Annotated in this window: 16 protein-coding genes and 1 riboswitch; of the genes, 11 read left to right on the plus strand and 5 right to left on the minus strand. The window is 58.4% G+C overall.

Features of this window, described 5'->3' with window-relative positions:
* The first annotated feature begins 7 nt into the window (after nucleotides 1-7).
* Nucleotides 8-1,624, plus strand: a complete 1,617-nt coding sequence (groL, locus tag I6J23_RS05355) for a chaperonin GroEL (protein ID WP_204582803.1) — start codon at nucleotides 8-10, stop codon at nucleotides 1,622-1,624.
* A gap of 171 nt (nucleotides 1,625-1,795) precedes the next feature.
* Here the strand turns inward: groL and I6J23_RS05360 are convergent, their stop codons facing one another.
* Nucleotides 1,796-2,716 (minus strand): hypothetical protein, encoded by a 921-nt coding sequence (locus I6J23_RS05360; protein ID WP_204582804.1) that lies wholly within the window; start codon nucleotides 2,714-2,716, stop codon nucleotides 1,796-1,798.
* 322 nt (nucleotides 2,717-3,038) lie between these two features.
* Between I6J23_RS05360 and I6J23_RS05365 the strand changes: the two genes are divergently transcribed.
* The 4 genes from I6J23_RS05365 to I6J23_RS05380 all read left to right on the plus strand — a co-directional run bounded on the left by I6J23_RS05365 (nucleotide 3,039) and on the right by I6J23_RS05380 (nucleotide 8,392).
* Nucleotides 3,039-4,340, plus strand: a complete 1,302-nt coding sequence (locus I6J23_RS05365) for an adenylosuccinate synthase (RefSeq protein WP_046203546.1) — start codon at nucleotides 3,039-3,041, stop codon at nucleotides 4,338-4,340.
* Nucleotides 4,341-5,019: 679 nt separating this feature from the next.
* Nucleotides 5,020-5,976, plus strand: coding sequence for a thiamine pyrophosphate-dependent dehydrogenase E1 component subunit alpha (locus I6J23_RS05370; protein WP_046203548.1), 957 nt, complete (start codon nucleotides 5,020-5,022; stop codon nucleotides 5,974-5,976).
* A 39-nt stretch (nucleotides 5,977-6,015) separates the two neighbouring features.
* Nucleotides 6,016-7,041, plus strand: coding sequence for an alpha-ketoacid dehydrogenase subunit beta (locus I6J23_RS05375; protein WP_204582806.1), 1,026 nt, complete (start codon nucleotides 6,016-6,018; stop codon nucleotides 7,039-7,041).
* A 10-nt stretch (nucleotides 7,042-7,051) separates the two neighbouring features.
* A complete protein-coding gene (locus I6J23_RS05380) occupies nucleotides 7,052-8,392 on the plus strand; it encodes a dihydrolipoamide acetyltransferase family protein (RefSeq protein WP_204582807.1) in 1,341 nt (446 codons plus the stop codon).
* A 33-nt stretch (nucleotides 8,393-8,425) separates the two neighbouring features.
* Here I6J23_RS05380 and I6J23_RS05385 read toward each other — a convergent pair whose 3' ends face one another.
* Together I6J23_RS05385 and I6J23_RS05390 are read right to left on the minus strand one after the other, a co-directional pair.
* Nucleotides 8,426-9,286, minus strand: a complete 861-nt coding sequence (locus I6J23_RS05385; RefSeq protein ID WP_204582808.1) for a lipoyl protein ligase domain-containing protein — start codon at nucleotides 9,284-9,286, stop codon at nucleotides 8,426-8,428.
* 92 nt (nucleotides 9,287-9,378) lie between these two features.
* A complete protein-coding gene (locus tag I6J23_RS05390) occupies nucleotides 9,379-9,681 on the minus strand; it encodes a DUF6506 family protein (RefSeq protein WP_046203551.1) in 303 nt (100 codons plus the stop codon).
* 386 nt (nucleotides 9,682-10,067) lie between these two features.
* Here I6J23_RS05390 and I6J23_RS05395 point away from each other — a divergent pair, with 386 nt between their 5' ends.
* Nucleotides 10,068-11,066, plus strand: a complete 999-nt coding sequence (locus I6J23_RS05395; protein ID WP_204582809.1) for a nucleoside hydrolase — start codon at nucleotides 10,068-10,070, stop codon at nucleotides 11,064-11,066.
* A gap of 79 nt (nucleotides 11,067-11,145) precedes the next feature.
* Here the strand turns inward: I6J23_RS05395 and metE are convergent, their stop codons facing one another.
* Complete coding sequence (metE, locus tag I6J23_RS05400) at nucleotides 11,146-13,545, minus strand: 5-methyltetrahydropteroyltriglutamate--homocysteine S-methyltransferase (protein ID WP_204582810.1); 2,400 nt, start codon at nucleotides 13,543-13,545, stop codon at nucleotides 11,146-11,148.
* Nucleotides 13,546-13,581: 36 nt separating this feature from the next.
* Nucleotides 13,582-13,853, minus strand: a riboswitch (cobalamin riboswitch).
* A 506-nt stretch (nucleotides 13,854-14,359) separates the two neighbouring features.
* On the opposite strand from metE, the gene I6J23_RS05405 reads away from it, so the two are divergent.
* The 4 genes from I6J23_RS05405 (at nucleotide 14,360) to purT (ending at nucleotide 18,568) form a co-directional block, all read left to right on the plus strand.
* On the plus strand, nucleotides 14,360-15,049 hold the full coding sequence (locus I6J23_RS05405; RefSeq protein WP_204582930.1) for an ECF transporter S component: 690 nt from the start codon (nucleotides 14,360-14,362) through the stop codon (nucleotides 15,047-15,049).
* A 417-nt stretch (nucleotides 15,050-15,466) separates the two neighbouring features.
* Nucleotides 15,467-16,081 carry an energy-coupling factor transporter transmembrane component T family protein gene (locus tag I6J23_RS05410; RefSeq protein WP_239455010.1) on the plus strand — a complete coding sequence of 205 codons (615 nt, stop codon included), beginning with the start codon at nucleotides 15,467-15,469 and terminating at the stop codon, nucleotides 16,079-16,081.
* Between the two features lie 28 nt (nucleotides 16,082-16,109).
* Complete coding sequence (locus I6J23_RS05415; RefSeq protein ID WP_204582811.1) at nucleotides 16,110-17,303, plus strand: ATP-binding cassette domain-containing protein; 1,194 nt, start codon at nucleotides 16,110-16,112, stop codon at nucleotides 17,301-17,303.
* A gap of 5 nt (nucleotides 17,304-17,308) precedes the next feature.
* Nucleotides 17,309-18,568, plus strand: coding sequence for a formate-dependent phosphoribosylglycinamide formyltransferase (gene purT, locus I6J23_RS05420; RefSeq protein WP_204582812.1), 1,260 nt, complete (start codon nucleotides 17,309-17,311; stop codon nucleotides 18,566-18,568).
* Nucleotides 18,569-18,625: 57 nt separating this feature from the next.
* On the opposite strand, the gene I6J23_RS05425 is transcribed toward purT, so the two are convergent.
* Entirely contained in the window at nucleotides 18,626-19,420 is a 795-nt protein-coding gene (locus tag I6J23_RS05425; RefSeq protein ID WP_204582813.1) for a 3-oxoacyl-ACP reductase, read from the minus strand.
* Between the two features lie 146 nt (nucleotides 19,421-19,566).
* Here I6J23_RS05425 and I6J23_RS05430 point away from each other — a divergent pair, with 146 nt between their 5' ends.
* On the plus strand, nucleotides 19,567-19,776 hold the full coding sequence (locus I6J23_RS05430) for a hypothetical protein (protein ID WP_204582814.1): 210 nt from the start codon (nucleotides 19,567-19,569) through the stop codon (nucleotides 19,774-19,776).
* The last annotated feature ends 3 nt before the right edge of the window (nucleotides 19,777-19,779 follow it).

Consider the following 19,779-nt stretch of genomic DNA (forward strand, 5'->3'; position numbering starts at 1 on the left):
GCACAGTATGTCGAAGCTTATTGCATTCGACGAGGAAGCCCGCCGTGGCCTGCAATCAGGCGTTGACACTCTTGCCGACGCCGTCAAAGTCACCCTCGGCCCACGCGGTCGCAATGTGGTGCTTGACAAGGCTTTTGGTAGCCCCCTCGTCACGAACGACGGTGTGACGATCGCCCGCGATATCGACGTTGAGGATCCTTTCGAGAACCTCGGCGCCCAGCTGGTGAAGTCCGTCGCCGTCAAAACTAACGATATCGCCGGTGACGGCACCACAACAGCAACGTTGCTGGCTCAGGCTCTTGTCGACGCCGGCCTGCGCAACGTCGCCGCTGGCGCTAACCCGCTCGCACTCAACGTCGGTATCAAGGCCGCAGCGGAGAAAGCCGTCGAGCTGCTCCGTGCCCGCGCCACTGAGGTATCCAGCACCGACGAGATCGCCAACGTCGGTACGGTGTCCTCCCGCGACGCTGAAATTGGCGCGATGGTTGCGTCGGCTATGGAAAAGGTCGGCAAGGACGGCGTTGTGTCCGTTGAGGAATCGCAGTCGCTCAACGATGAGTTGGCTGTCACCGAGGGCGTGTCCTTCGATAAGGGCTACTTGTCGCCGTACTTCGTCACCGACACGGAGACCGGGGAAGCGGTTCTGAATGACGCCCTGGTTCTGTTGGTTCGTGAGAAGATCTCGTCACTGCCGGATTTCCTCCCGGTGTTGGAGAAAATCGCTAATTCCGGCAAGCAGGTTCTGATCGTTGCCGAAGATGTTGAGGGCGAACCGCTCTCGATGCTGGTCGTAAACTCCATCCGCAAGAGCCTGAACGTGTGCGCCGTGAAGTCGCCATACTTCGGCGACCGTCGCAAGGCCTTCATGGACGACCTCGCTGTGGTGACGGGTGCAACTGTCATCGATAAGGAAGTTGGGCTCAGCCTGAGCGAGGCCGACGAGTCCTACTTCGGCTCCGCTCGCCGCATCACCGTGACCAAGGATGAGACCATCATTGTCGACGGTGGCGGCACCAAGGAAGATCTTCAGTTCCGACGTGACTTGCTCCGTCGCCAGATTGATGAGACGGATTCGACGTGGGATCGTGAGAAGCTGGAAGAGCGTTTGGCTAAGCTCTCCGGCGGTGTGGCCGTGGTGAAGGCCGGCGGTGCCACTGAGACCGAGGTCTCGGAGCGCAAGCTCCGCATTGAGGACGCGATCAACTCGGCCCGTGCTGCCGCGCAAGAAGGCGTTGTTGCTGGTGGCGGATCCGTGTTGGTTCAGATTTCTCGGGAGCTCGAGGAATTTGCCGACCAATTCGAGGGCGACGAGAAAGTCGGCGTAAAGGCCATGGCTGACGCGTTGACCAAGCCCGCGTTCTGGATTGCTCACAACGCTGGTCTTGATGGCGCTGTTGTGGTTAACCGGATCAAGGATCTGCCGAACGGTGAAGGCCTCAATGCTGACACCTTGGAGTATGGCAACCTGATCGAACAGGGGATTATCGACCCTGTGAAGGTCACCCACTCCGCTGTGGACAATGCCACATCGGTGGCGCGGATGGTTCTGACCACCGAGACCGCTGTGGTGGATAAGCCAGAGGAAGAAAAGCCTGAGGCAGAAGGCCATCACCACCACCACTAAAAGTGGCGACGAGCATGCGTGAGGTCGATGCCGAGCGCGCGGGCCAGGCGTGGTCGCTAGGTGCGTGCGCGGAAACGCGATCGTGCATTGCGTCAACCTCTGCGTCCTAAATAACAGCTGAAACGACGGGGCTCACTCTTATCGGAGTGGGCCCCGTTTTGTTATTCGTAATTAAGGACGAACAACCTGCATATCGCGCAAGTGCCGGTAGAACGTCACACGAGTCAACGCGCGTGGGTGAGCAGCACCATCGCGATACACCATAAAGGGCTCCCCACCAGCTTGAACGGCACGCCCGGTGAGCACTGTGCTATCAACAGCGCCGGCCTCAGGGCCATGGTGGAAGAATCGCCCCAGAAATCCGCTCCGTTTGGTGGAATTGGATCGTGTGGATTTCGTTCGGTCACCGCTGTAGGCCGACGGCCCAGTCATGGCAACGGCAGCAATTCCCGGCGCATCCAGGGTGGATACCAACCGCGTGCCATAAAAATCGCTCCCCTCAGGAGCTCCGACGGTGGTGTCGTCGATAATGATTTCGCCGACAAATGGCGAGCCATCCGTTGAACAAATTTCGGCGGCGCCCAGAGTTACCCTGCCGGAATCATCGCGGATAAGGGGCACTGGACGAACCGATCCCGACAAAGCTATTGACCAGGGTTTATCGGCCACACCCCAGCTTGTCGCAATCACCGACTTCGCTTCGACGCTCGACTCGCCCGGTGAAGCATAGGCTTTCGATAAAACGCCACCCCCGGCCAGAACAGGGACGTAAGCGAGCTCCATCCACGTAGCGTCGATGCGCATTAATCGCGTGGCCACAGCATCAAGATCGGCATCGGTGCCGACAACAACTAGCCGAACGGTGTCGATGGGCGTGCGCGGATCCGGGCCGGGTGCCCCAAGATGGTCAACATCCGGCTGTGCGGCGATCTCGTCCAGGCTCGGCGTCGGATCGTGAGGAAGGTACCGTGCCACCAGCTCATCAATGAAGGGCAGATCCTTACGGCCCGGGCAGGTGGGGACGGTATGCACGGGCAGGGGGAGGTCCTGGGGAAGCGGTGCATCACCGCAACGGACGATGTGAATGGGCATGAGGTACGGTGATCCTTCGACAATGAACGCTGCAAAAACCGCTGGTGGCGGCAGTTGGTGGCGGCACGTCGTCGTACCTTAAACGAAAGTCCGGTAGCCTATGCCACCAACCAGCGGTGTACGGTGTCACAGCCCATCGTAGCTGCGCGGGTTTTCGTCGTCGGTGCGCGGGGTTTTGCTTATTTACCTAGCTGTTTGGCCCTTCTGTACGCGCGCGCACTCTTACCCGTTACACTTGACGTGGTTTGTGCCCCGATTGGCACTCCGACGTAAGGCTTGTGGTCCCGGCTCGTCGGCAATCCATGGGACCGTGGGAGTTTTCGTGACTGCTGCTGCGATCGTTGTCGTGGGTGCTCAGTGGGGCGATGAAGGCAAAGGTAAAGCTACCGACATTCTGGGCGGCAAAGTTGACTACGTCGTCAAGCCCAATGGTGGTAACAACGCTGGTCACACGGTGGTTGTGGGTGGCGAGAAATATGAACTCAAGCTGCTCCCTGCGGGAGTGCTGTCCCCGAACGCCACTCCGGTGTTGGGCAACGGTGTGGTGATCAATCTGGAGGCACTGTTCTCTGAGATTGACGGCCTTGAGGCCCGCGGTGCTGACGCGTCGCGTCTGCGTATTTCGGCAAACGCGCATCTCGTTGCCCCTTATCACCAAACCCTTGACCGTGTCGGCGAGCGGTTCCTGGGCAAGCGAGCCATCGGCACAACGGGCCGCGGTATTGGACCTACCTATTCCGACAAGGTTGCCCGAGTGGGGATCCGCGCCCAGGATGTTCTCGATCCGTCGATCCTCCGTCAAAAGATTGAGTCCGCCTTGGACTTTAAGAACCAGGTGCTGGTCAAGATCTACAACCGGAAAGCGATTGATCCGGACGAGGTCTTCGATTACTTCATGTCGTACGCGGATCGGCTGAAGCCCATGTTGATCGACACGGCGACTGTGCTGAATAAAGGTCTCGATGAGGGTAAATCGGTCCTCATGGAGGGTGGCCAGGCCACGATGCTCGACGTTGACCACGGGACCTATCCGTTCGTGACCAGTTCGAACCCTACGGCCGGTGGTGCTTCGGTGGGATCGGGTATTGGCCCGGCGAGAATTACATCGGTATTGGGAATTTCTAAGGCCTATACGACGCGCGTCGGTGCGGGCCCCTTCCCCACGGAGCTGTTCGATAAATGGGGCGATTACCTGCGCGATACGGGACACGAGTTTGGTGTGAACACCGGCCGTCCGCGTCGGTGTGGGTGGTATGACTCGGTCGTCGCGCGATATGCAGCTCGGGTCAATGGCTTCACGGACTTGTTCATTACTAAGTTGGATGTTCTCGGTGGTATTGGCGAAATTCCGATCTGCGTTGGTTACGACGTTGACGGTGTCCGCCACGACGAAATGCCGTTGACGCAATCGGACTTCCACCACGCCGTCCCGATCTATGAAACGATGCCCGCGTGGGAAGAGGACATCAGTGGTGCGCGGTCAGTGTCTGATTTGCCGCAGAAGGCCCAGGATTACTTAGAGCGGTTGGAAGAACTGTCTGGCTGCCGAATCTCGTACATCGGTGTCGGCCCGGGTCGTGACGAAACCATCGTTATTAACGACGTTCTGAAGCCTGAGAAATAAGGCGGCTAGTGCCCTGAGTTGTGGCGCGGTGACGTGCTGCGTGGGGTGATAAGCGCCCGTGGACCATGTTGTTCCGCGGGCGCTTTTTGTACGTGTGGGGCCAGACGTCTTTCGCGTGCTCCAGTTTTCCTGCGTGGTGGGTTGGCTGTGCGTGGGCAATGTGGGTTGGCTGAGTGTGGTTTATGTGTGTGGTGTAAGTGCGGGGGTATGGACGTACACTGTTCAGCTTTTAATTATGAGTCAGCCCACAAACCACACCCTTTAGGGGTTGAAAAGTGTTCAAAACGTGCCTTTATCAGAAGTGAAGCCAATATTTTTTCTGCGCACGGGGGCCGATCCGCACTAGTCTCGCACGTAGAGATAGATCATACTCACCCTATGAATGTGATCTAGCGCATAGTTGGTGTTCTTCGCGTGGAGCGAGGAAAGTTGCCTGCTTTTCGACGTCATCACGTGTGATCCGTGCGGCAGCGATCACTGTTACGACGCGGTGTTCCGAACCGTTCAGACAGGACATCACGGAGCAGCGTCGATGCATAGCAGCGTCGTCGTAAGGCGGCGTCCATATCAACGTCACCACGCACGACCGTCGCCACAAACGAACGTCGTTATAAGTCAATACAGAGCACTACGTGGTGTGGCGTGAGGAATCATGCCGGCCGGCCTAGAGGAGGGCGTAATGAAGAGATCGACTGCAGAGTGGATCTATAACAAGATGAACGACATCCGCAATTTTGAGGATCGAGTTCACGGACTTTTCGCAAAAGGGGAGATCCCTGGCTTTGTTCACCTTTACGCAGGTGAGGAAGCTGTTGCGGTGGGTGTGTGCGCACACCTGACGGAAGAGGATTCCATTACCTCGACGCACCGTGGACACGGGCATTGCGTCGCCAAGGGGTGTGACCTGAACCGCATGATGGCCGAGATTTTCGGCCGCAAGGATGGTCTATGCGGCGGCAAAGGCGGATCGATGCACATCGCTGACATCGACACCGGCATGCTCGGCGCGAACGGCATGGTCGGTGGTGGGTTCGCACTCGCCACCGGCGCGGCCCTGCGGAACCAATATCTGGGTACCGACGCGGTCGCCGTGTGCTTCTTCGGCGACGGAGCATCAAACGAAGGGGTGTTCCACGAGGCGTTGAATATGGCCGGAATATGGAAACTTCCAGTTGTCTTCGTCTGTGAAAACAACATGTTCGGCGAAGCCACCCCGCAAAATTACGCGTGCGCTAGTGAAACGATTGCGCAGCGGGCGGCGGCCTACGACATGCCCGGCAAAGTCGTCGACGGTAAGAACGTCATCGAGGTCTATGACGAAGTCGGGGACGCTATCAAGCGCGCTCGTAAGGGAGGCGGCCCTAGCCTGATCGAATGCCGCACCTACCGCAAGTACGGACACTTCGAAGGCGACGAGCAAGCGTATAAAGCCACGGAAGGCGCTGAGAAGGAGTTCGCCGATCTGGATCCGATCCCGCGCTTCCGTGAGGACGCGATTGAGAAGGGGTGGCTCAGCAAGAAGAAGGCTGACGAGATTGAAAAGGCCAGCGAAAAGCGCATCGACGATGCGATCGAATTCGCAGAGAAGAGCCCCATTCCTGACCCTGAAGACCTGTTAAGCAACGTCTTCGCCTAACTCACTAGAGCTGGATTATCAAGAGAGGAGTACATAGTCATGGCACGTGAAATTAGCTTCATGAAGGCCATTAATGAAGCGCTCGCTCAGGCAATGCGCGCAGACGATCGTGTGATGCTGTTAGGCGAAGACCTTGCAGGTGGCCACGGTGTGGAACATTTGAATGGTGATGGCGCGTGGGGTGGCGTGATGGGCGTCACCAAAGGACTCATTGAGGAGTTCGGTGAAAAACGCGTCAAGGATACGCCTATCTCAGAGATGGGATATATGGGCATCGCGGTCGGTGCGGCGGCCACAGGGCTTCGCCCCATCCCCGAGCTCATGTTCAATGATTTCCTAGGCTTCTGCTTCGACACGCTGCTGGGGCAGGCGTCGAAAATGCGATACATGTTCGGCGGCAAAGCAAAGTTGCCACTGACGGTGCGCACGATGCATGGTGCAGGTGCCTCCGCCGCAGCTCAGCACTCGGGTTCGTACTACGGCCTGTTGGGCGCTATCCCCGGTATCAAGGTCGTTGTCCCGTCGACGCCGTACAACGCCAAAGGGCTGTTGCTGTCGAGCATCGAGGAAGACAACGTGGTGGTATTTTCCGAGGACAAGACGCTGTATGCGCAGAAAGGCGACGTCCCGGAAGACTACTACACGATCCCGCTGGGCAAGGCCGACATTGTTCGCGAAGGCGAGGACCTCACCATTGTCACCATCGGGAAGATGCTGTACCAGGGCATCGAGGTCGCCGACCAGCTGGCGTCGTCGGGAATAAGTGTTGAGCTTATCGACCTGCTGACGGTGGCACCGTGGGACCAAGAAACTGTGCTGGAGTCCGTCCGGAAGACTGGGCGGTTGATCGTCGTCGATGAGGCGAATCCGCATAACAACACGGCAACTGACATCGCTGCGGTCGTGTCCGACGAGGCCTACGACTACTTGGATGGTCCTGTTAAGAGAGTGACCGCGCCCAATACTCCGGTGCCGTTTGCCTCCAATTTGGAACAGCTCTATATCCCCGATGCCGCGCGCATCATGGAGGAAGCCGACGAGCTGATCTTCGACCTCAAGAAGTAAGGAAACGATCATGGCAACAGAAGTATTGATGCCTAAGCTCGGCCTTACCATGACGGAAGGCCTAGTTGACGAGTGGTATAAAAACGAAGGTGACGCCGTCAAGAAGGGCGAAGCTCTGTGCTCGATTAGCTCGGAGAAGCTGTCTGGAGATGTTGAAGCCGACGACGACGGCACGCTGCTGAAAATCGTCGTGGCGGCAGGGGATTCGACAGCGGTGAAAACGCCTATTGCCTATGTGGGCGCCGCTGATGAGACCATTTCTGCAGCAGCGACGGGCCCTGCTGGTGCGGAAGATGTTCAACGTGGCGATCGCGTTGAAGGGTCTCGCGCCTCTGGTGATTCTGGTGATTCTGGCGCTGGTGACGCTAACAGCCCCGGTGAGGATGACTCTGAGGATGGTGCTCGGCGGGCGAATCGCGACACGAGCGGCGATGGCAAGCGCATCTTTATCTCTAAAGTCGCAGAAAAGATGGCCAAAAAGCACGGCATTGACTATTCGAAAGTCACGGGCACGGGTGGTCACGGTCGGATCACGAAGCGTGATATGAAGGCCTATATAGAGTCTCACCCGTCGGGCGACGCGGACTCGCAGGAACCCTCCGATGGGGCGGCTTCAGCAGGCGCCTCGGCGGCTGCGTCGGCAAGTGAGGCAGTTGCCCCGGTGACGGCTGGTGAAGGCCTGACCGGTATGCGCAAGATTATTGCGCAGAATATGATGCATAGTTTGCATTCCACTGCGCAGTTGACATTGCACCGGAAGGTGAATGTGACCGATCTGCTTGCCACGGTGTCTGAGATCAAGGGCAACCTCGGCCCCGGCGATGAAGCCAAGGCACTCAGCATGAACGTGCTGCTCATTAAGGCAGTGGCTATCGCCTTGCAGGAGCACCCTTCGCTGAATGCCCACTACGATGGCCACGAGTACGAGCAGTGTGACGACGTGAACATCGGTGTGGCCGTGGCTTTGGATGATGGTTTGGCCGTACCGACGGTTCCCAACGTCATTGGCCAATCGTTATCGCAGTTGAAGACCGTGTTTCACGATCGTGTTGATCGCGCGCGGAACGGCGATATTGACACCCTTGCCCCCGGAACGTTCACCATTACGAACCTGGGGACCGACGGGATCGAGTATTTCACCCCGGTGCTTAACGTCCCAGAGGTCGCGATCCTGGGGGTTGGCGCGCAGAGCACACGGCTGACCTTAAACAGTGAGGGTGAGATTGAGGAAGTAGTCGAGTTGCCCTTGAGCTTGACTATTGACCACCAAACTGTCGACGGCCGTACCGGTGCGGAATTCCTCAGTACCTTGGCCGACGTGTTGGCGGAGCCCTATCGGGTCCTGCTGTAGACGTCGCGTTATGGCTGGCCCTTTTATCGGGGGCTAGGAGGGGCCAGCCATGAGGCGTGGACTGTACCGCTTGCCGACGATGCTGGCGACGCTGCTGTCCGTGATTATTCCGTGGCGAATTTCAGCGCTGACGGTGCCATCGCGGTAGCTGAAATGCGGTGTTCGGCCGTAATTCCATTCCCAGCTGCGTTGCGTGTCAAGGTGGGGGCGTAGTTGGTGCGCGTAATCGTCAGCATGGGCGGTTCGGTACATGACAACGCCCTCGCGCTTCATGTGTGCGGCAAAATGCTCGTGAACCGTTGCCTGCACGGCGTCGATAGTCACCTTGGGCAGATTGGTGACGGGGGAGGGGACCGACGGTATCCCATTGACGTGCACATGCGGGTCATGGGCCCGGAGGGCTTCATTAAGCACGGCGAGGTCAGCGTGGACAAGGACTGTCCCGTGGAGAAGACCGTGGGTGAGAGTTTCACGAATCGCGGATCCCGTGATCTTGTACGCGCTGCCGTTGTGCCGGAGAAAAAGTGACCGACGGGGATCGGCATACACATCGCAGCCCAGTGACCGTAGGGCGTCGCGTGCGATCATGATGGGGAGGTCCCGCGAGAAGTACGGTTTGGATGCCATGAACGTGAAGTTCAGGTTTCCTAGGTCGTGGTAGACGGTTCCGCCGCCACTGATCCGTCGGAATAGTGGGATGTGGTGGCTGTGAAGGAACTCGGTATTTGCTTCGTACCAGGGGTTTTGTGCCCGGCCGACCATGACGGCGGGACTATTACGCCATATGACGACGGCCGCTTCTTTCTTCCCTAGCGAGCTGAACAGATAGCGTTCGAAAGCGAGGTTATGGAGTGGATCGTGGCTGGTGAGGCGCCATAGGGTCGTTGTGAACATGATGAGGTGATCACAGGGGCAGAGTGGGGGCTATCTCGGGAGCTAGAGCCGGAGATGGTACGAGGGAAAGAGCTAGTTCTAGAGCTTCGAGGTTAGTAAAGCTCGTCCCCGCTCTTGTGTCCGAGGCCGGGGTGGTGATCGAAGCGTACAACCCCGACGGCCACCGTGTCGGGAACGGCCTTCTTGACGCGCGCGACGCCTTCGATGCCGAATCCGCCACATAACTCGATAGCGACGTACCCTTCGTCGGCGAGTTTCGATGCGACGTCCTCAGCTTGGGTGTAATCGTTGACCGCTACCGTGAGGAGTTCGACGCCCGGAGTTGTGACGGTCGACCGGTTTGTGTCCGGGTCGGCGCCGGTGTCGACGAACATAAATGCAGCTTTGAGAGCCATGGTGGTACTCCGTAGGTGTAGAGACTGGGTTGATGAAAAGATTGGGATTGCAAAACCTAGCCACATTCTATCGCTCTATGGCGTGCGTATTCTCTCTTTAAAGTGTGTTTGTAGCCCTACGTATGTCCCCCGTTGTAATAGAGATCCAGCCCACTCCTGTGAGCGTGATAGCTTCACAAGGCGGGCTGAACTGTTGCGGTTAAAAGTAGCGGACGCGGTTCCGAAATGGCAAGAGGGCAATGAGCTATGACATCCCTGCGCATAGGCATTTTCTTTGGTTGCTTAACTAGGTATGTAGGCCCGCATGGTGACATGGGCTTAGCGGAATATGCCATGGTGGTTCTAGCCACGGACTAAAAGGGTTGTGAGTTAAAAAAGGGGTTATTATGCGCAGACTTGTAGCGGATGTTGATACGGGTATCGACGACATGCTCGCTCTGATCTACCTCGCGGCACGGCACCGTGCGGGGGAAATTGAGTTAGCGGGAGTAACCACCGTCGCGGGAAACACGACTGTCGATACTGTCGCGGTGAACACGCGTTGGGTGCTTGACCTGTGTGGATGCTCTGACATTCCCGTGGGGGTGGGGCCAGCCGCGCCGGTCTCGATCCCGTTGACCACGACTCCCGAAACTCACGGCGACTACGGTCTCGGATACGCCCGTCCGCCTCGTGAGGTGAGCGAGCGGCTGTCAGTGGATGGTGGCGGATCTACCTCCCGTATCTTGAGCACGACTGACGTGTGGGAAGCCGCTCTTCAGGACGGCTCAGCCGATCTCGTCGCGACGGGTCCGCTGACGTCGGTAGCGATGAATCCCGAGCTGGTATCGCGGTTTAATTCGCTGACGATCATGGGCGGCGCCGTCGATTATCGGGGAAATACGACCCCCACGGCGGAGTGGAATTTCTGGGTTGACCCCGACGCGGTGGCAATGACGTTGAGGGAAGCTCGGCAGCGCGGTTGGGATGTCACGCTGTGTCACTTGGGTGTGACGGAAACAATCATGGTCACGCCGGACGACGTCGCGCGGTGGGGTCTGCCGGGTGAGTTGGGCACGCTTGTTAAGGATGCACTGCGTTTTTACTTCGAGTTCCACGACAACGAGGGGATCGGTTATTGTGCCCAGGTCCATGACTTACTCGCCGTCATGGTGGCCCTTGATGCGGTCAACTATGGGACGGCTGATAAAGCGCTGGTCGCCGTGCCCGATGACCGGGGTGCGATAACGACGGTGGGGTCGGACGGTGATGCTCGGGGGCAGGCCACTCGGGAAGATGTGGCCCCGGACAAGTGCGCCATGGTCCACGTTCTCGATTCCGTCGATCCTGATGACGTGAGGGCCGAAACGGAACGCGTGTTCGCCATTCTCACCCCATCGCGCTAGTGGCTTTCGATAGCGGATCCTGATAGCGCACCCGTCGGACTATACCTTTATCACGCACTTATCGCTACATAGTTGCAGGTCAGTCACCTAATTGCTCCCGAATACTCCGGGTAGCGTCAACCATGTTGCGCAGCGACGCAGTCGTCTCCGGCCAGGCCCGCGTCTTCAGCCCACAGTCGGGATTGACCCACAAAGGTTCGACCCCGACGGCATCGATAGCGTCGCGAATAAGTGTCGTGATTTCCTCGACTGACGGCACCCGCGGTGAGTGAATATCCCACACGCCGGGGCCAATGCCGAGGGAGAACCCGGCGTCGCGGAGAGCTGTGAGTACCTTCATGCCGTTGCGGGCCGATTCGATGGTGGTGACGTCGGCATCCAAGTCGATAATCGTATCGATGAGCTCATTGAATTGTGAGTAACACATATGAGTATGGATGTGGATATCCGGGCCAGCACTCGACGTAGCCAATCGGAAGGCCTGGGTCGCCCACGCCGTATAGGCCTCATGGTCAGCTTTGCGGAGGGGGAGGAGTTCACGAATGGCAGGTTCGTCGACCTGAATAATGCGCGCTCCAGCCTGAATAAGATCATCGATCTCATCCCGCAGCGCTAACGCCACCTGGTCGGCAGTAACCGACATGGGTTGATCTTCACGAACGAACGACCACGCAAGCATCGTTACCGGCCCCGTGAGCATGCCTTTCACCGGTTTGTCGGTGGCGTCCTGGACAACGCGATACCAATGCGTCGTTAGTGGTGACGGCCGGGACACGTCGCCGGTCACAATGGGTGGGCGGACGCACCTCGATCCGTAGGACTGGACCCAGCCATTCGTCGTGGAGCAGTAGCCCTCCAGTTGTTCAGAGAAGTACTGCACCATGTCATTTCGTTCAGGCTCGCCGTGAACGAGAACATCGAGGCCGAGTTCTTCCTGGGCCTTGATGGTGGACCGCACTTCGTCTTCCATCCGTGCGGTGTATTCGTCCTGGGTAATGGTGCCGTCGCGTTTATCTTTCCGCGCTCGCCGGATGGTGGATGTTTGCGGGAATGAGCCGATCGTCGTGGTGGGAAGGATGGGTAGCGACGGGCCTGTTCGGTCGCTGAACGGAACGCGGTGTCGGTCGTCGTCGGTGATCGAGCTCAGTCGCCGTTGAACACTGTCATTAGTGGGCAGACCCTCGGATAATGCTGTGCTCGAGGCGGCAATGTAGTGCTCGTCGTCCGGGGTACTTGCCGACGCTAGAGCGCGGTGGAGGACCGCTAGTTCTTGTATTTTCTCCTCGCCGAACGCTAATCGATTGCGGACATCGACGGGCAGTCCCGGTTCGGAGCTGCCCTCGTGGTCGTCGGTGCCGTCGGCGTTGCGCCCCAAGCGATACGGGACATGGAGGAGGGAACACGATGTTGAGGCCACCACCGGACCACGCTCGGCTAGTTTTTTGAGCGCGCGCAATGATTGGTCGATATCGGTGCGCCAAACGTTGCGGCCGTTGACAATTCCCGCGACGAGTGTCTCATCGCCCGTCCATGCGTCGAGCCACGATGGAACGACGTCGTCGTGGGGGGTGGTGCCGTGGGTGCCACTTCGGGTGGTGGTTTGTTGACTCGGTATGAGGTCGACAGCGATGCCGTTGACGCCGGTCCCGTTCAGTGCAGCAAGAGCATGATCGCCAGGGCCAAAGTACGTGGCGGCTAGTAGTTTGACGTCGGCTTTTCCGGCTGCTTCGGCGAGCTTTGTGTAGGCGGAATGCACGCGATTGATATCGGTGTCGGTGACGTCGCAGGTCAATTGAGGCTCGTCCAGCTGCACCCATTCCACTCCGGTGGTACCTAAGCGCGTGATGAATTCTGCATAGGCATCGATCAGCGGTTCCCACAGGTCATCGAGGTCATCGTCGGATGCTTGGTCAGCCAAGGTCAGGTAAGTGAACGGACCTACTAATACAGGCCGCACATTTGCAATGCTCTGTAGTTCGGTGATGTCGGCAAGAAAGTCGTCGATAGTCAGATCAAACTGTGTGTCGCCGGTGAGCTCGGGGACGATGTAGTGGTAGTTGGTGTCATACCACTTGGTCATGGCCGACGGAGCAAGATCCGACGTCCCGCGGGCGGTGGCGAAGCGACGATCGATATCGCGTGGTAGTCGATCATGTATTGACGTTGCTGGCTCGTGGTCGGTGGTTGTGTGATCCGGGATTGTGTTGAATCGTGCAGGAAGGACGCCGAGGTAGGCGCTCATGTCGAGCACGGCGTCGTAGTAGCTGCGTCCCAGGGTGGGGACGGATTCCATGCCGGCTGAGGCGAGATTCTGTGTGTAGGTCGTCGTGAGTTCCCACGCGGTACGGGCTAGGTGGGAAGCATGTTCTTGGGCCCCGCGGTCGTTAGGTGCAGAACCTGATTTCCAGTATTTTTCGCAAGCGCGTTTGAGTTCGCGGCGTGGGCCGATACGTGGCACGCCAAGTGTCGTGAATGTCATTTCTGATCCTCGTCAGTGGTGGACACACGGGCCCGGCGGGCTCCGCGACGATAAGCAGGTATTCGGACTCGTGAGCACTCCGCTGGCGCGTGATTTGGTGCGCTGTTCCGGATGACCGTGGGGGTGATCATCCGGCGGCGAAACCTGATTGACACTGCTTCCCAGTGCTCCTCCGGGTTGGGGGAGAGCCACCAGTGCATTATTGCGTCGTTTGGCTTTCTCACATACCGCTGCGGGACAGTTCCGGATTCTCACCGGATTCCCTGGTATTTCTGCTCCGCGAGAGGACCAAGGCTAGGACAAAGGCTAAGGCCGGCGGGCCAATCGCGTGGCAGAAAACTTATCGCATTACCTATCGTAAACGGTGGGATGACGTGCCGTAGGTGGTGGCGCAGGGCGATATGATCGTGCGCCCCGCGTGTGGCCGTCGGCTACTCGTCGCCCATGGCCGAGTCCCGAGGTCAACACGGGCTTCCGGGGTCGGCGTTCCGATGGGTTAGAGTATTGACAGCTCGAGGTGACATAGAGCGTCTTATTAGTAGATCGCGCGGAAACGCGTGGAACACTGCCGAAAACGTGCTTAACACATGGAAGTGCGTTTTGCCTGCACAGTTGCGCTGCGTTGTCGCGTACCGCACGTGCATAATCAGTCCGAGAATGTGCCGGATACGGAGAACCTATGAGCACCAACGGCCCCGTCGAGCCCACCACATCACCTGATCACACTGGCCACAAAGACCGAACAGCGTCGAATACACCCAACCGACGCATCGTCAATTCCGCGAATGTGTGCACCGCTATCGCGATTCTCATTATGGCGGGCACCTGGTTGACGCTGGTTCTGATGCAGCCGGACGATCCCTGGGAGTCGCTTGCTGATGGTAAGGGGTCGATCATCGCGCTGGCTGGTTTCGGTGTGAGTGCGCTGATCGCGCTGATCGGGATTGTGCCCAAGTTGCCGCCGCGGTCGCTGGCCCTGCTGCCTGCGGCGTTGGTCATCAACATTGTGGTCGGGCAGGTGATCGGGACGATGCCGTTGCCGGTTCCCCTATATCTGGATTCCATTGGGACTGTGCTGATCGCCGCTCTCGCCGGTCCGCAGGCAGGTATGGCGACGGGGGTGCTGTCGGCCCTGATTTGGGGAACGTTCAACCCGACCGTCGTTCCATTCGCGGCGGATTACGCCATGATCGGTTTACTCGCGGGGCTGGTGCCGTGGACGAAACGATGGGTTCCGCCGATTGCTGGTGTGTTCGTTGGTTTATTGTCAGCATTTATGGCTGCGCCGGTGGCGTCGTTCATTTTCGGCGGAACGGCTGGCACGGGCACGGGCCTGTTGGTGACGGCGTATCGCGGGCTTGGTTTCAGCCCGATGACGGCAGTTTATTTGCAGTCACTGACGTCGGATCCGATCGACAAGGTGATCGTGTTTACGCTGGTGGCGGCGATTATTGCGGCTCTTCCGCTTCGAACCATTCGCTCATTTTCGACTAAGAAGTCGTAGGGTTTGGTGGCCCCTCCGACGGGAAACCCTGGCTTGGTAGCTCGGCGAAAAGGCCCTGGTGAATCTCGTGTGTGGTAGTGAGCCAGGGCGCCGATTCTGCGCCAGAGGTTCGTGCCGGAATTTTGCGGGGTATATTGACGCCTCCCACCAAAACTGCGGGGGAATATGGGGCTTTTTCGCCCAATTTTTGACCATATACCCGCGCATTTTTTTGGCCTCCCATATACCCCCGCAGTTTTGGTGGTCCCGGGTTAGCGTTGCCGTCTAGCCTCGTAATTGCCGACGCCGTGGGGCCAGCACCCGAACATTTGCCAGCGAAAAGGGGGCCCAGCGCCCAACAAAACCCCCACGTCAACCCCAATCCGACCATCACCGCAACACCCTAAGGAGCCCAACATCCACCCGTACACACCGCTCGTGACTGCCGCGTGCCTAATGGTAAGCGTCACGGTGCTCAACGCGCCGTGGGCGTCGGCTATCGGCGTAGCTGTTGCCGTGGTGGCGTCGCTAATTATTCGGAATAAGGCAGCGACCTTAGCCGCCGTAACCATCATCATCCCAGCGTGTGTGTCATTTTCTCTGATGTACGGCCTTTTTGGTTCATGGTCGACGGCCGCCGCGCTGAGCCTGCGCTTCGCCGCGGTGGTGGGCTGCGGCGTGATGTTCGGTTCGCTAGTCAATCCGGATGCGCTCATGCGCGCCCTGCAAACGTGGCTGCCGGCGCCGATCGTGTATGTGGTGGGCTCGGTCGTTCGGCTGATCCCGTTGGCGACGTCGCGAATGAGAACCATCCAACAGATTCAGCGCTCGCGGGGCGTGAAGCCGCAACGGAGGAAGCTGGTCATTCCGCTGGTTGTTGGCCTGGTGACGGATGCGGCGCAGCGCTCCCGGCCGTTATCGCGAACGGGAATTGCCCAGCCAGGGCAGAGGACCGTGCTGTACCCCGTCCGAGATCGCGCGTGGGAGCGTGTGGTCCGTTACGGGATGGTCGCGTTGATGTGCGCGGCCTGTGTGTGGGGAGTCGCGGGGTAGAGCAGGGTAGAGCGGGAGCAGGGTAGAGATGAAGAAGTTTGTGTGCGCCCCGAGCGGTTCGGGAATGAGCGAAGAGGCGTGGGCCCTCGCGGAGGAGTCAGGTGCCGCGTGGGTGGGTAATGATGCGGCGGCCCACATTACGTTGCTGCGGAGCACGGTGGAGCAAGAGCTTGCGTTTGGCATGGAGCAGATGGGCGTCCCCGTGGCGGACATGCGCGCGCGGATCCAGGATGTTGCTGGTCAATGGGGCTTGACGACGCTCCTTCAGCGCGACCCGTCGAAATTGTCGACGGGACAGACGCGCCGGGTGGCGATCGCGTCCGCCCTTCTACGCAATCCTGACAATCTGGTGCTGGACTGCCCGCTGGATGGGTGTGACATGGATGCGACGCGAGCTTTGGTGCAGGTCGTGGACAGTTTTCCGGGCGACGTCACGATTTTTGATCGGACGTGGAACCACTTAGCTGATCTGTGCGACGTTGAATCGCGTTACCCCGAGGGCGTTGGGCTGAATCCTGTTGCGGGGGCGGACTATGACTCGCCGGTCGAGTTGGGTCAAACTTCCGACGACGAAGCTCTCCCTGCTTCCTCGCTTGCCCTGATGATCAACGACCTCGTGGTCGAACGCCATGCTTTTACGTTGGGGCCTTTGTCGGCGGGCTTTCCGCGGGGGATTACCCACATCGCGGGACCGAACGGCACGGGAAAGACCACGCTCCTTCTTGCTTTGGCGGATTTGATTGAGCATAGTGGCGGATCGCAGCAGGTGATCGGGGCGGATGATGCTGGGTCGATCCAACCCCTCCGCTACGGTTGGGCCCCGACGTCAATGGACACGTCGTTTTCGGCGAAGACGGTGAGGGATGAGATCGCGATTGGCTCCACTCTCCGCAACGCGGACGCGCTGATTGAGTATTGCGGGCTGGAGGATGTCTCGGGCGTCCACCCCTTAGACGTAGCCTCGTCGGCAAGAAGGATTGTGTCGGTGGCCTGCGCATTGGCTCGCGGCCCGGAGTTCCTTTTCTTGGACGAGCCCACGGTTGGCCTGGATGTTTATGGGTATCGCACCGTGGAGCGCATCATGCGAGGTTTTGTCGCCGGCGAAATCCATGATCTGCTCCATGCTCGCGGCGGGCAGACGCTCGGCGAACCCAAATCGGTGGTGTGGACGTGCCACAATGGGCCGTATTCCGAGCTTTCGGACTATCGGCTGGTACTCTGACCAGCGTGTACACACCAGATGCAATCGGAACGCCCTTATCCCCTAGCGCAACCAAGGTTATTTTGCTTGGTTCAGGGGAGCTGGGCAAAGAGGTCGCAATAGCTTTCCAGCGTTTGGGGGTGGAAGTTCACGCGGTCGATCGGTATGACGGGGCGCCTGCTCATCACGTGGCGCAGTTTCATTATGTCATTGACATGACGGATCCGGATGCGATTAAGAACCTTGTCGACGACGTTCAGCCGGATTTTATTGTGCCGGAGATTGAGGCTATCGCCACCGGCGCGTTGCGTGATTTGGAGTCGGATTACACGGTGATTCCCACCGCGGAGGCCACACGCGTCACGATGAATCGCGAGGAAGTTCGTCGTGTGGCTGGGGAAGACCTCGGCTTGCCGACGAGTGGTTATGCATTTGCGTCGACGCGTGATGAATTCGATGACGCTGTGGAGGCCATGGGTTTCCCGTGTGTGGTGAAGCCGGTGATGAGTTCCTCCGGCAAGGGGCAGAGTGTGCTCAACGGGCCTGATGACCTTGACGAGGCCTGGGATTACGCGATGAGTGGTGCCCGGGTGAACCAGGCTCGCGTGATCGTCGAGCAGTTCGTTGATTTCGATTATGAGATCACGTTGTTGACGGTACGCGCAGTGGATCCTTCGACAGGGAAGGTCGCTACCTGGTTCTGTGAGCCGGTGGGGCATCGTCAGCATTCGGGTGATTATGTGGAGTCGTGGCAGCCAGCGCCGATGAGTGACGCAGCGGCGGAAAATGCTCGATCAATAGCGGCGCGTGTGACTAATGCCTTGGGTGGACGCGGCGTTTTCGGCGTTGAGCTGTTTGTCAAGGGCGATGACGTGTATTTCTCCGAAGTCAGTCCGCGTCCGCATGATACGGGCATGGTGACGATGGGAACTCAGCGTCTTTCGGAGTTCGAGCTGCATGCTCGGGCGATTTTGGGATTGCCTGTGGATGTGACGCTGGTATCGCCGGGGGCGTCTGCCGTGATTTATGGTGGCGTAAGGGGTGAAGGTGTGGCCTTTTCGGGTGTGAAGGAGGCCCTGGCTGTACCGGAGACTGATTTGCGCCTCTTTGGCAAGCCCGAGGCATTTCCTCATCGTCGGATGGGGGTTGTTGTAGCCACGGCGGAGGACATTGAAGCGGCACGGTCACGGGCGACGCAGGCGGCGTCTTTGGTGCATCCTTTCGTTCCAGATACGGGAGACGGATGGCACGAAGATGAGTTCGGCGTCCGAGTGCCAATCGAGTAAACGAGTACCAATCGAGTAAAAGGGCTCTGCTGGGCGTAGATGCCCGCGATTGATGGTCTAGTTTTTGACTAGTCCGCCGTCGACGACAAGGTTTTGCCCCGTGATGGCCCGCGCCCACGGTGAGGCGAAGAAGAGGACGGCGTCGGCAAGTTCCTCGGGTGTGGTGACGGAGCGTAGCGGGGTGTTTGCTGCGATAGCGTCGAAGACATCATCGGGGGTGGCTGCGCTGGCGTCGGTGGTTCTCAGAAGACCGCCACTAACCATGTTGACCGTGATGCCTTTGGGGCCGAGGTCGGTCGAGAACGTTCGAGTGAGTGACAGTAAAGCAGCCTTTGCGGCTGTGTAATCGTGATAGGGCACGACGGGGTCCTGAAATAGATTAGTTCCTATGTTGATGACGCGCCCGTAGCGGGCCTCTGTGAAACTGGGAAGCGCTGCTTGGATGGCGTTGAGAGCTCCCTGAACTGCACTGGAAAATTGAGATTGGAATGCTTCGTAATCAATATGGTCGGCGTGTGGGCGGGCATCCCCATTGAACGAAAAATTCGTGAGCGCATTATTAACCACAGTGGTGATTGGTTCTCCGAATGTCTGGCGCGCTGCGGTGAAAATGCTGTCCATGTCACTTCTTTTACGCACATCGCCGTGTACTGCTAGCGCGCGATGGGGATGAGCTGCTTTGATGCCATGTGCAGCTGTTTCGCTGGAAAAATAATTAACGACGACGCGCGCACCCTCGCGGAGGAATGCTTCGGTAATTGCTCGTCCGAGTCCGCGGGCACCGCCGGTGACCAAAACGACCTGCTCAGAGATGGGATGGTTGGTTCGGCTGGGGAATGAGGGGGATGTCATGATGTGTTCCTTCGTCGGCGTGACGTGTTGCTACGCAGTTGTTGTGTAGGTGGTGTGTACGGCGCTCTCCTACTCCAGATCCTATTGCTGCGATAAAACAATGTCTATAAGCTGGGCCAAACTCTAATAGTAAGGAGAGATTACTCGTGGCAGAGAAAATTAGGCAGTTCTTTGGTGTTCCTAGCTTAGGAGTATTTTTTACACTTGTCATTTGTGTAGTGGTTACAGTGGGAATCATGGCGAAAGTCATGGAAGGTAAGAGCTTTATTCTCCAATTGCTAGTTTTTGTGGCTCTTATCTTTGTGATTCGTGGTGGGGGTGCGCTAGTTCGCTATTTCCAGAAAAATCGAGAGTAACGA

This window comes from Corynebacterium kroppenstedtii, from assembly GCF_016894245.1.
Taxonomy (GTDB): Bacteria; Actinomycetota; Actinomycetes; order Mycobacteriales; family Mycobacteriaceae; genus Corynebacterium.